Origin of the sequence: Lichenicoccus sp. (genome assembly GCF_965277665.1) — a bacterium.
Lineage (GTDB): Bacteria > Pseudomonadota > Alphaproteobacteria > Acetobacterales > Acetobacteraceae > Lichenicoccus.
This window is the reverse complement of sequence record NZ_OZ255835.1, coordinates 1003673-1015581: the sequence shown is the minus strand read 5'-3', so window position 1 is coordinate 1015581 and position 11909 is coordinate 1003673. Positions and strand designations below refer to the sequence as shown.

The 11909-nt window shown below is 71.0% G+C and carries 11 protein-coding genes; 7 read left to right on the top strand and 4 right to left on the bottom strand.

Translation table 11 applies throughout. From position 1 onward, the window contains the following. Positions 1–44: 44 nt before the first annotated feature. Positions 45–1586 (top strand): L-piperidine-6-carboxylate dehydrogenase, encoded by a 1542-nt coding sequence (gene amaB, locus ACQY4O_RS04510; protein ID WP_428375024.1) that lies wholly within the window; start codon positions 45–47, stop codon positions 1584–1586. On the opposite strand, the gene hglS is transcribed toward amaB, so the two are convergent. Genes hglS through ACQY4O_RS04495 form a run of 3 tightly spaced genes read right to left on the bottom strand, consistent with a single transcriptional unit; the run spans position 1587 to position 4718 of the window. Beyond that, positions 1587–2864 carry a 2-oxoadipate dioxygenase/decarboxylase HglS gene (gene hglS, locus ACQY4O_RS04505; protein ID WP_428375023.1) on the bottom strand — a complete coding sequence of 426 codons (1278 nt, stop codon included), beginning with the start codon at positions 2862–2864 and terminating at the stop codon, positions 1587–1589. A gap of 4 nt (positions 2865–2868) precedes the next feature. Beyond that, positions 2869–3510, bottom strand: a complete 642-nt coding sequence (locus ACQY4O_RS04500) for a CoA pyrophosphatase (RefSeq protein WP_428375022.1) — start codon at positions 3508–3510, stop codon at positions 2869–2871. Continuing rightward, a complete protein-coding gene (locus ACQY4O_RS04495; RefSeq protein WP_428375021.1) occupies positions 3507–4718 on the bottom strand; it encodes an acyltransferase family protein in 1212 nt (403 codons plus the stop codon). The genes ACQY4O_RS04500 and ACQY4O_RS04495 overlap by 4 nt, the downstream gene beginning before the upstream one ends. A 257-nt stretch (positions 4719–4975) precedes the next feature. Between ACQY4O_RS04495 and ACQY4O_RS04490 the strand changes: the two genes are divergently transcribed. The 3 genes from ACQY4O_RS04490 (at position 4976) to ACQY4O_RS04480 (ending at position 7715) form a co-directional block, all read left to right on the top strand. Continuing rightward, complete coding sequence (locus ACQY4O_RS04490) at positions 4976–5605, top strand: ankyrin repeat domain-containing protein (protein WP_428375020.1); 630 nt, start codon at positions 4976–4978, stop codon at positions 5603–5605. A 206-nt stretch (positions 5606–5811) separates the two neighbouring features. Then, positions 5812–6699: an SPFH domain-containing protein gene (locus ACQY4O_RS04485; protein WP_428375019.1), complete on the top strand. Its 888-nt coding sequence runs from the start codon at positions 5812–5814 to the stop codon at positions 6697–6699. Continuing rightward, positions 6696–7715 carry an NADP-dependent oxidoreductase gene (locus ACQY4O_RS04480; RefSeq protein ID WP_428375018.1) on the top strand — a complete coding sequence of 340 codons (1020 nt, stop codon included), beginning with the start codon at positions 6696–6698 and terminating at the stop codon, positions 7713–7715. The genes ACQY4O_RS04485 and ACQY4O_RS04480 overlap by 4 nt, the downstream gene beginning before the upstream one ends. Before the next feature lie 5 nt (positions 7716–7720). Here the strand turns inward: ACQY4O_RS04480 and ACQY4O_RS04475 are convergent, their stop codons facing one another. Then, a complete protein-coding gene (locus tag ACQY4O_RS04475; protein ID WP_428375017.1) occupies positions 7721–8029 on the bottom strand; it encodes a BolA family protein in 309 nt (102 codons plus the stop codon). A 49-nt stretch (positions 8030–8078) separates the two neighbouring features. On the opposite strand from ACQY4O_RS04475, the gene ACQY4O_RS04470 reads away from it, so the two are divergent. From ACQY4O_RS04470 to cobT, 3 genes are all read left to right on the top strand, one after another. Continuing rightward, on the top strand, positions 8079–8690 hold the full coding sequence (locus ACQY4O_RS04470) for a J domain-containing protein (protein ID WP_428378105.1): 612 nt from the start codon (positions 8079–8081) through the stop codon (positions 8688–8690). A 120-nt stretch (positions 8691–8810) separates the two neighbouring features. Further along, positions 8811–9881 carry a cobaltochelatase subunit CobS gene (gene cobS, locus ACQY4O_RS04465; RefSeq protein WP_428378104.1) on the top strand — a complete coding sequence of 357 codons (1071 nt, stop codon included), beginning with the start codon at positions 8811–8813 and terminating at the stop codon, positions 9879–9881. A 146-nt stretch (positions 9882–10027) separates the two neighbouring features. Next, positions 10028–11908 carry a cobaltochelatase subunit CobT gene (gene cobT / locus ACQY4O_RS04460; protein ID WP_428375016.1) on the top strand — a complete coding sequence of 627 codons (1881 nt, stop codon included), beginning with the start codon at positions 10028–10030 and terminating at the stop codon, positions 11906–11908. Position 11909 lies beyond the last annotated feature (1 nt).

Genomic DNA, 11909 nt, shown 5'->3' with positions numbered 1-11909 from the left:
ACGGGCTCGGCCTATGCATCGGCCGCAACCTGACGAGAGCCGTGATGAGCGCTTCGACACTCGACCTGCCGTACGAGACCGGCGCCATCCTTGCCGCCCTGGACGTGCCGCGCGCGCGCATCGCCCGCGGCACGCACAAGGTGCGTTCGCCGCTGACCGGCGAAGTGATCGCGCATGTCGACCATCTCGATGCCGACGGCGTGCGCGCCGTGGTCGGAGAGGCGCACGCGGCCTTCCTGCACTGGCGGCGGGTGCCGGCGCCGCGCCGCGGCGAGCTGGTGCGGCTGTTCGGCGAGGAGCTGCGCGCGGCCAAGCCGGCACTCGGGCGGCTGGTTTCGATCGAGGCCGGCAAGATCCCGTCCGAAGGCGCCGGCGAGGTGCAGGAGATGATCGATATCTGCGACTTCGCGGTCGGTCTGTCGCGTCAGCTCTATGGCCTGACCATCACCAGCGAGCGCCCCGAGCACCGGATGATGGAGCAGTGGCACCCCGCGGGCGTCGTCGGCGTGATCTCGGCCTTCAACTTCCCGGTCGCGGTGTGGGCGTGGAACGCCGCCCTTGCCCTGGTCTGCGGCGACGCCGTGGTCTGGAAGCCCTCGGAGAAGACGCCGCTGGTCGCACTCGCCACCGTCGCGCTGTTCGAGCGCGCGGCGGCGCGGTTCGGCGAGACCCCGCTCGGCCTGTGCGGGCTGGTGCTCGGCGACGCCGAGGCCGGGAGCGCCCTGGTGGCGGATCGCCGGGTGCCGGTCGTGTCGGCGACCGGCTCCACCGCGATGGGCCGCGTCGTCGGCCGGGCGGTCGCCGAGCGCTTCGGCCGCGCCATCCTCGAGCTCGGCGGCAACAACGCCTCGATCGTCTGCCCGTCGGCGGACCAGGAGCTGGCGCTGCGCGCGGTCGCCTTCGCCGCCATGGGCACCGCGGGCCAGCGCTGCACGACGCTGCGCCGGCTGATCGTGCATGAGAGCATCCATGACGGCTTCGTCGCCCGGCTGCGGTCGGTGTACGACCAGGTCAGCGTCGGCAATCCGCTGGTGGACGAGGCGCTGGTCGGCCCGCTGATCGACCAGGCCGCCTACAAGGGCATGCAGGCGGCGCTGCAGCGGGCGCGCAAGGCGGGCGGCAGCGTGCATGGCGGCGAGCGCCATCCGGTCGAGGGCTGCGAGGACGCGTACTATGTGCGCCCGGCGCTGGTGCTGATGCCGGAGCAGGCCGGCCCGGTGGTCGAGGAGACCTTCGCGCCGATCCTCTATGTGTTGCAGTACAACGAGTTCGAGCAGGCGCTGGCGCTGCAGAACGGCGTGCCGCAGGGGCTGTCGTCCTCGATCTTCACCCGCGACCTGCGCGAGAGCGAGCTGTTCCTGTCCGCGGTGGGCTCGGATTGCGGCATCGCCAACGTCAATATGGGGCCGTCCGGGGCGGAGATCGGCGGCGCCTTCGGCGGCGAAAAGGAGACCGGCGGCGGCCGCGAGTCGGGCTCGGATTCGTGGAAGGCGTACATGCGACGCAGCACCAGCGCGATCAATTACGGCCTGACGATGCCGCTGGCGCAGGGGGTGAAGTTCGATATCGACGCCGGCGCGCCCTGATCAGCCAAGACACGCCGCCGCGGAGGCCTGGGACTGGTGGCGGTAGAGTGCCACCTCGTCGACGATCGCGCAGCCGAGCGCCGCTTCGAGCGCCTCGCGTCGCGGCGCTGGCTGGTCAGCTTCCCTGGCGCTGTCGCCCAGATTGGACCGGAAGATGCCGGCAGCGCTCACCGGCAGGAAATCCTCGTACAGGATCGGCTCGGCCGCCACGGCGCCGTGGGCCAGTGCGGTCTCGAGGTCTGCGCCCCGCGGCGCGGGTCGGCCCGTACGGCGGTAGCGATAGAAGGCCAGGTCCTGCTCACGCAGTGCGGCATGATTGTCCGGCAAGCTGCTCATAATGTGGCTCTTGTCTGATGCCAGCCACGAATCGTAGCGGGCTCGGCCGGCCTCGGTCAGCGCCACGCCGCGCTGCTCGATCTCCCCGAAGCGCGCCGTATGGGTGCCCACGCTGCCGCCGAAGCGCACCGGCTCGGACAGCGCCTTGAAGCTGGTCTGCCGCAGCAGCACCGGACAGCTTCGTGGCGGCGGCCCCTCGATCTGCTCCTTCGCCGGCAGCCCGCGCGCCAGCATGGCCGCCTGCGCCGCATCGATGTCGAGCACCCGTGGCGTCAGGTGGTTGATGTGCGGCCCGCCGAACCACACCACGTCGGCGAGCAGCGGATGCGCCTGGCGCAGCGCGTCGTAGGTCGCGGCATCGACGGTGGCGGTTGCGTGCCAGCGAAAGGTCTCCAGCGCCTCGCGGACGAACTCCTGGGACTCCGGCGCGTCCAGGCCACCTGCATGCTCGAACCGCTCGATGAGTGCCAGCGCCCGCGGGGTCACGATCCGGCGCCGCGCCAGGATTTCCTGCGCGGCCTGTCGCAGGGCCGCATCCGCGATCAGCTCCAGACGCAGCAGCGACGTGAACACCCGGAACGGGCTGGCTGCCAGCGACGACGGTTCGGTCGCGCGGAACGCCGTCGCGTGCACCGGCACCCCGGCCGCCGCAAGGTCATAATATCCCACCGGCACCATGCCGAGTACCGCAAACATTCGGCGCAGCAGGCCGAGCTCTTCCGGCGTGCCGACCCGGATCGCCCCGTGCCGCTCCTGGTCGAGCCGGGCGCGCTCCGCCTCGTCGAACGAGTCTGCGAGCGCGGGGTCGCCATCCAGCACCCGGCTGTTGATCGCCGAGACCAGCTCGATCAGGTCGCCGTAGCGCGGCACCTCGCGGCGGTACATCGCCGACATCGCCTGCGAGAATCGTTGACGCCTGAAGTCCGGATCCACCACCGCCATCTCCTCAGAACTCCCGCAGGATCCTGGCGAGCCTGAGCAGGATCGCCGCGGTGGCGCCCCAGATATCATGGTCGGGATGCGGCCACGACCAGGAGCCGTGCCGCAATCCGCCCTCGATCAGCCGCGGCGCGTCCGGGTCGAGCAACTGCTGCAACGGCATGCCGAAGATGATGTCGACCTCGGCGGGTGCTGCCAGCCAGCGTGCCTCGGCCGACAGCACGCCGACCACCGGCGTGATCAGGAAATTGCTGGCATGCGTCCATTGCACCGGCAGCCGGCCGAGCAGGCCGACGGTCGCGGGATCCAGCCCGATTTCCTCTCGCGCCTCGCGCAGCGCGGTCTCGGCCGGGTCACGGTCCATCGGATCTAGGCCGCCGCCCGGGAAGCTGACCTGCCCGGAATGGTGGCGCAGCAGTGCCGAACGGCGGGTCAGCAGCACGACCGGCTCGGGCGCGGGCACGATCGGCACCAGCACCGCGGCGTGGCGCGGCAGGCGCGCGTGCGGTCGCGAAGACCCGGGCGTGCGCTGCAGCAGCGTGTCCCAGTCGGGCACGGCAGCCGGCGGCAGCGCGGCGAGGCGCTGCCGCAGCCACGCCTCGTCGAGCGGCGCCGGCGGCGCGGTGCCGGTCTCGCAGGCCGGCCTCATGCGGGACGCCGGAGCGCCTCGCCGGCGGTCGTCGCCGCCTGGCTCCGCGCCTGCGTCCAGGCCCGGAAGCGCCGCCGGATGCCGCGTTGCGCCGGCAACTCGACCAGATGATGCAGCAGGCTCGCGCAGCCCTGGATCGCCGCGACCAGCAGCAGCGCCGCAGGCAGCGCGTGCGACACCAGCGCGGGGAACTTGTGCGCGATGTCGCCGCCCCACAGCATCAGGATGAAGGCGTGGCACATGTAAACGGCAAACGAGGTCTCCCCGAGATACAGGCCGATGCGCTCGACATGCCGCAGGCCACCGGTGGCGCGGCGGGTGCGCAGCGAGAGCAGCAGCAGCAGCCAGATCATCGCCGCCAGGAACAGCCCGGCATGGGTGGTGAACGCCAATCCCAGCGCAGCCAGCCACCCGGCCGCGAGCCCGGCAGTCCGGGTGCGGTCGAGCCCGGCATGGCCGTGCCGCAGCGCCGTCCGCAGCAGCGCCCCGAGGCAGAACTCCGTCAGCACCCGCGGCAGCGCCATCGCGCCCTCGAACAGCAGGTGCGCCTCGGCGAGGCCGGTGATGCACGCGGCCAGCAGCCCCGCCGCGAGCCAGGCGAAGGCGGGGCGCAGCCGTCGCAGCGACAGGAACAGCAGCGGCGCCAGCAGGTAGGCGGCCCATTCGCTGCTGATCGACCAGGATGGCACGTTCCAGGCGGTCTCGTGCCCCCAGCGGAACCAGCCATGCAGCAGCACCAGTTGCCGCAGCAGACCCGGCAGCCGGTCCGCCGCGAACGGAGCCGCTGCACCGCCGTCGTACGGATGGCTCAGCCTGAAGGCCGCCACCACCAGGGCGAAGGCAGCCAGCATCGCCAGGTGCAGCGGATAGATGCGGGCGAGCCGGCTGACCAGGAAGTCGGCCGTGCCGAAGGCGCGGTCGCGGTCGATGATCACCGGGTGGACGTGGCAGAGCACGAAGCCGGACAGCACGAAGAAGCAGTCGACCGCGACGATGCCCTTCTCGATGAACGGATCGCCGCGGCCGACATGGAACGGCGCGGTCGGCGCGAAATGGAACAGCACCACCCACCAGGCGAGCAGGCCACGGATCGAGGTCAGGGCCGGCAGCTCGTGCCGCCCCAGGCGATCGACGGCCGGCCGCCCCTGCGGAAAGGATTGCCCCGGGCCGTCGTGGCCGGAGGATGTCGTCGCGGTGTCTGCCGGCAAAGGGCATCGGCCTTCTGTCGTGATCGGGACGGCGCAGCGGCGCGCCAGACGACTATCGACGCTGGCACGCCGCGCAGGCAACCGCGAAGCCTGTCCTAATTTTGCGCGGGCTTGCGCGCGTCCCGCCAGGGTTGCGGTGGGGCGGGTTCGGTTGCACTGTCGCGCAGCTTATTTGACGGGTCCGGCGCCACTCTGCGCCGACGGCCCGCGCGACCGAGCCGCCGCCGACACAATCGATCCGAACCACCGGAATGCCCATGATGCGCCAGATCCGCCGCCCGACCCGCCAGCTTCGGCCGCTCCTGCTCGTCGGCGCCGTGGCCTGCCTCTGCGGGCTACCGCTGGCGGCCGCGCACGCCCAGATGAGCATGGGCAGTGGTGGTGGTGGCGGTGGCGCCGACGATGCCGCCGCCGAGGAGGCCAAGGCGGCGGCGGCCGCCGCGGCCCCGCCGCCGGCGCTGCCGGGGGCAGTGCCGAGCGACGAGGCGGCGCCGCGCGGGCATGTGCCGCTCGACGTCAATCCCAATGCCGCGCTGTTCGACGCGATCAATCGCGGCGATCTCACCGCCGCCAAGGATGCGCTGTCGCGCGGCGCCGACCTGCAGGCGGTCAACATCCTGGGGCAGAAGCCGCTCGACATGGCGATAGACCTGAACCGCAACGACATCACCTTCGTGCTGCTGTCGATGCGCACCCAGGGCGCCGACGGGGGCACCCAGATCGCCTCCGCCCAGGGCGGCAATGCCGGCGGGGTGGCGGTCGAGGCCAGCGCCGCCCGGCGCCGCTCGCCCGTGCAGGAGGCGGCCGACCTGCGCGCCCGCCGCCTGGCCGAGGACGGCGGCGCCGCCAGGCCCGACATCGGCTTTCTCGGCTTTGGCGGCAGCTAATAACGGGATGTTTGGAAATACCTGATGCTGGATGAGAGCGGCACGGAGGGCTGCGGCCGGCGTGACTTTTCGAGCCCCGGAGCGGAGCGGCCTCGTGGCCGTGAGCACCGGTGCACAGGGAAGGCGCGCCGGATCGCCAGCAGCAGGTATTTCCAAACATCCCCCAGGCCGGTCGCGGCAGATCCAGGGCGCCGGTGCCGACCAGCATGAACCCGATCGCGACCGGCATCGCGCTCGTCCTGCTGGCCGCCGCGGCGGCCAGTTTCGCCCTGCTGCACCAGCCGTTGCTGGCCGCACCGCTCGCCCTGATCGCCTTCCTGACGCCCTCCAGCCTGCGCATGGCGCGCCAGTGGGAGCGCGCGGTGGTGCTGCGGGCCGGTCGCCTGCAGGGCGCGCGCGGGCCCGGCCTGTTCATGATCATCCCGGTGGTGGACAGCGTCGCCGGCATGGTCGACCTGCGTATCCAGACCACGCCGATCGCCACCGAGCAGACGCTCACGCGCGACACCACGCCGGTGGATGTGGATGCGATCGTGTTTTGGAAGGTGGCCGACCCCGAGCGGGCGATCACCGTGCTGATGGACTATGTCGGCTCGGTGTCCCTGGTGGCGCAGACCAGCCTGCGCGAGATGATCGGCGCCACCGACCTCGCCACCCTGCTGGAGGACCGCAAGCATATCGACACCGTGCTGCGCGACAGCATCGCCGCCAAGATCGCCGACTGGGGCATCACCGTGCAGGGCGTCGAGATACGCGACGTCATGCTGCCGCGCAGCCTGCAGGATGCGATGAGCCGGCAGGCGCAGGCCGGGCGCGAGCGCATGGCGCGGGTGACGCTGGCAGCCGCCGAGCGCGAGGTGGCGATCGAGCTCGAGGAGGCCGCGCGCGCCTATGACCGCTCGCCGACGGCGCTGCAGATCCTGCAGATCAACCGCATCTACGAGATGAACAAGGATCGCGGCGCCACCATCCTGCTCCCGACCTCGATGGCCGACAGCATGGCGCGCATGCTGGCACCGGCGGTGGCGATGGCGGCGGCGCAGGCACCCGCCTCGCCGGCGACCACGCCGCCGCCGCTCGCGCCGCCGGCATGAGCGGCGCGTCTCGCACCCGCATCCTGCTGGCCCGGCGTCCCGTGGGCGCGCCGGTGGCGGCGGATTTCCGGATCGAGACCGCGGCGCTGCCGCAGCCCGGACCCGGCGAGGTGCTGGTGCGGGTGCTGTATCTCTCGCTCGACCCGTACATGCGCGGCCGCATGAGCGAGGCGAAGAGTTATGCGCCTCCGGTGGCGCTCGGCGACGTGATGGTCGGCGAGACGGTGGCCGAGATCGTGCAGAGCAACGTCCCCGGTTTTCCGCCCGGCGACATCGTGCGCTGCCATGCCGGCTGGCAGTCGCACGCCGCACTCCCGGCGGACCGGCTGCAGCGGGTCGATGCGACGGTGGCGCCGGTCAGCACCGCCCTCGGCGTGCTCGGCATGCCCGGCTTCAGCGCCTGGGTCGGTCTCGACGCCATTGGCCGGCCGCAGCAAGGCGAGACGCTGGTGGTGGCCGCGGCGACCGGTCCGGTCGGCGCCACCGTCGGCCAGGTCGCCAGGCTGCGTGGCGCGCGTTGTGTCGGCATCGCCGGGGGCGCCCGTAAATGTGCGGCCCTGATCGAGGAGTTCGGCTTCGCTGCCGCCATCGACCATCGTGCGCCGGACTTCGCGCCAGCGCTGGCGCGGGCCTGCCCGGACGGCATCGACGTCTATTTCGAGAATGTCGGCGGCGCCGTGTTCGATGCCGTGCTGCCGCTGCTGAACCGCTTCGCGCGGGTGCCGGTGTGCGGCGTGGTCGCGACCTACAACGATCGCGAAGCGGACCGGGCCGGTCCGGACCGGCTGCCGGCGCTGATGGGTGCGGTCCTGCGGCGCAGCCTGACGGTCCAGGGCTTCATCAACAACAGCTTCATCGAACGCTACGAGGCGTTCCACGCCGAGATGTCGGCCTGGGTGAGGAACGGCGACGTGCGCACGCGTGAGGACATCATCGACGGATTGGCCAACGCTCCGGGCGCCTTCATCGGCATGCTGGAAGGCCGCAATTTCGGCAAGCTGCTGATCCGGCCCTGAGAGTGTCACCCGACCGGGTTCGCTTCCTGGGGCGTACGTAACGTCAGCGTCAGCGCGTGCAGGCCGCTACGGAACTCCGCGTCCAGCGCCTCGTGCACCAGCCGCGAGCGCTGCACCCGGCTGAGCCCGGCGAACGCCTCGCTCACCAGCAGCATCGCATAATGCGTCTCGCCGCCGCCCCCGGTCTCCCGCACGCCGGCATGGCCCGCATGGCGCGCGCTCTCGTCCTCGATCACCAGTGTCTGCGGCCTAAAACGCCGATCGATCGCAGCCCGCAGGCGCTGCTCGCGCGTCCATCCTGTCAAGCCCATCATCGTCCCCGTTGCCTCTTGCACCCCATGCCGACGGGCGCACATAAACGCCCTGATGATCCGCAGGACCACGCGACACCGGGCCTTCGACCCCGACCCGGATGCTCCGGGCCGGCTCTGCGACATGCCGGACTGCACCGCGCCCGCAGGCTACCGCGCGCCGCGTTCCCGGGACAGCCTGCACGAATACTGGTGGTTTTGCCTCGCGCATGTCCGCGAGTACAACGCACGCTGGGACTTCTACAAGGGCATGAACCCGGGCCAGATCGAGGCGCACCTGCGCGCCGACGTCTCGTGGAACCGGCCATCCTGGCGGCTCGGCCATCTCGGCGGTGCGCAGGCGGCGCGCGCCTTCGAGGAGGATGCGGTGCTCGACCCGCTCGGCCTGCTGAACGGGGCGGCCGCGCGGCGCAGCAGTGCCCGCAAGGCGGACCAGCGTCCGGCCGACCTGCGCCAGCCGCTCGACACGCTCGGCCTGCCCTGGCCGGTCTCGATGCAGGAACTCAAGACCCGCTACAAGACGCTGGCCCGGCGACATCATCCGGACGCCAACGGCGGCGACCGCGCGGCCGAGGAACGGCTCAAGACCATCAACGTGGCGTACACCGCGCTGCGCAGCCATCTTCAGGGCCAGCGGCAAGCGGGTCTCGCCGAGGCGGGTTGAACCGCCGCCGGCTGCCCCGGCGCGGGCATGTGTGCCCATATGTGTGCATAGCTACAGGACAGCTTCATGGATGAGATCGCCGACCTGTCAGGAACCGGCAACGAGGCGAGAGCCGGAGGAATGGGGGCGCCAGGACTGGGGGCGCCAGGACTGGGGGCCCCAGGACCGGGCGAGCCCGGCCTGGCCTCGACCTCCTCGCTCGGCCTGCCGGACATCCGGCTGCAGGCCCGCGAGACCTTCGGCATCGACAGCGACATCGATGTTGCGGCCTTCTCGACGCGCACCGAGCATGTGCCGGAGATCGATACGGCCTACCGCTTCGATCGCGAGACCACGCTGGCGATCCTGGCGGGCTTCGCCTTCAACCGCCGCGTCATGATCCAGGGCTATCACGGCACCGGCAAATCCAGCCATATCGAGCAGGTGGCGGCGCGGCTGAACTGGCCGTGCATACGCATCAACCTGGACAGCCATATCAGCCGCATCGACCTGGTCGGCAAGGACGCCATCGTGCTCAAGGATGGCAAGCAGGTCACCGAGTTCCGCGAGGGACTGCTGCCCTGGGCGCTGCAGCATGCCTGTGCGCTGGTGTTCGACGAGTATGATGCCGGGCGCCCGGACGTGATGTTCGTGATCCAGCGCGTGCTGGAGGTCGAGGGCAGGCTGACGCTGCTCGACCAGAACCGGGTGATACGGCCGCATCCGGCGTTCCGGCTGTTCGCCACCGCCAACACGGTCGGTCTTGGTGATACGACCGGCCTGTATCACGGCACCCAGCAGATCAACCAGGGCCAGATGGACCGCTGGAACATCGTCACCACGCTGAACTACCTGCCGCACGCGCAGGAGACCGCAATCGTGCTGTCCAAGATGGGCTGGGACGCACGCAACGGCGCGATCAAGCGGCGCGTCGAGAGCATGGTGGCGCTGGCCGACCTCACACGCGCCGGGTTCATCAACGGCGACATCTCGACGGTGATGTCGCCGCGTACCGTCATCACCTGGGCGGAGAACACGCAGATCTTCGACGATCTCGGCTTCGCGTTCCGGCTCACCTTCCTCAACAAGTGCGACGAGGCGGAACGGCCGACGGTGGCGGAATACTACCAGCGCTGCTTCAACGAGGAGCTGACGACATCGCTGCCGTCGCCTGCCAGCGTGCAGGAGCGCAGCCAGGCGCGCGCCCGCTAGCAGGCTGCGCAAACGAAACCAGGCCAGGGGCTTTGCCCCTGGACCCCATCAAAGGCAAGCCTCTGAAATCCTTTAATTTAAGAATGGGGGTCTGGGGCCTCAGGCCCCAGCGGGTCGAGGGCGGAGCCCTTGCGCTTGGTTGCTAGATGAGCGGCCGCAACGACCCGAACGGCCGCGCGGAGACGTTCAAGCGGGCCACCGCGGGCGCGTTGCGCGCGATCGGCGGCAAGCCGGACGTGCAGGTCACCTTTCAGGCCGGCCCCGGCACCGTCGTCGGCAACCGAGTGCGCCTGCCTGCGCCGACACGCAGCCTGCCCGCACCTGACGTCGCCCGGCTGCGCGGTGCCGCGGACGCGGCCGGCCTGCGCCTGCGCCACCATGACAGCCGGGTGCATGCCGCCCGCACGCCTGCCCCGCGCGAGGCACGCGAGGTCTATGACGCGCTCGAGCAGGCGCGCATCGAGGTGGTCGGCGCGCGCCACATGTCGGGCGTCGCCGCCAACCTGCACGAGCGGCTGGCGCAGGAATGCGAGCAGGGCGGCTATGACCGCATGACCCGCAAGGAGCAGTTGCCGGTGGCGGCCGCCCTCGGCCTGCTGGCCCGCGAGCGCATGTCGGGCACACCGTCGCCGCGCTCGGCGCACGCGGTGCTGGCGCAATGGCGCGACGCGATGGGCGGCAGCGCCGATGCGGCGCTCGACGAGATGGCCCGCGCGCAGGACGACCAGGGCGCCTTCACCCGCGCCGCACGCCGGCTGCTCGCCGCCTACGACCTCGCCGAGGCGGAGATCGAGGCCGAGGCGGAGGAGCAGGACGACACCGCGCAATCCGACGCGGACAGCGAGGAGCAGGGCGGCGAGAAGCCGCCGACGCCCGAGGACGGGGCCGGCGACGACGGCAGCGACATGCAGCCCCAGCCGACGCCGGAATTCGCCCGCTCGGGTGCGGCCGAGGAGGACGAGGAGCCCGGCGAGGAGCAGGACGGCTCGGCGGAGGGCGAGGACCGGCCCGGCGGACCGCTTCCGTCGCGCGAGCAGCGCGAGATCGAGGCGGGTCCCTCCTACAAGGCGTTCATCCGGCAGTTCGACGAGGAGGTCGCGGCCGAGGATCTTTGCGATGCCGAGGAACTCGCCCGCCTGCGCCAGCAGCTCGACCAGCAGCTGCTCAACCTGTCCGGCGTGGTCTCGAAGCTTGCCAACCGGCTGCAGCGCCGGCTGATGGCGCAGCAGATGCGGGCCTGGGAGTTCGATCTCGAGGAGGGCATCCTCGATGCCGGGCGGCTCGCCCGCGTGGTGGTGAACCCGACGCTGTCGCTCTCGTACAAGCAGGAGCGCGACACGGATTTCCGCGACACCGTGGTAACGCTGCTGATCGACAATTCGGGCTCGATGCGCGGCCGTCCGATCACGGTCGCGGCAATGTGCGGCGACATCCTGGCGCGCACGCTCGAGCGCTGTGCGGTCAAGGTCGAAGTGCTCGGCTTCACAACGCGCGCCTGGAAGGGTGGCCAGAGCCGCGAGCGCTGGGTCGCCGAGGGCAAGCCGCGCGAGCCCGGCCGGCTGAACGATTTGCGCCACATCATCTACAAGTCCGCCGACATGCCGTGGCGGCGCGCGCGCCGCAATCTCGGGCTGATGCTGCGCGAGGGGCTGCTCAAGGAGAACATCGACGGCGAGGCGCTGCTGTGGGCCTACAGGCGGCTGCTCGGCAGGCGGGAGAGCCGGCGCATCCTGATGGTGATCAGCGACGGCGCGCCGGTCGATGACAGCACGCTGTCGGTGAATTCGGGATCGTACCTGGAGCGGCACCTGCGCGAGGTGATCCTGGACATCGAGAGCCGGCAGGCGGTCGAGCTGATCGCGATCGGCATCGGCCACGACGTCACCCGCTACTACCGCCGCGCGGTCACCATCACCGATGCCGAGGAGCTCGGGGGCACCATGATGCAGAAATTGTCCGAGCTGTTCGACGAGGATGCGGCGCGGATTTGGCTGCGTCAGGGGCGCGGCAGCACGCTGGTTGCCTGAC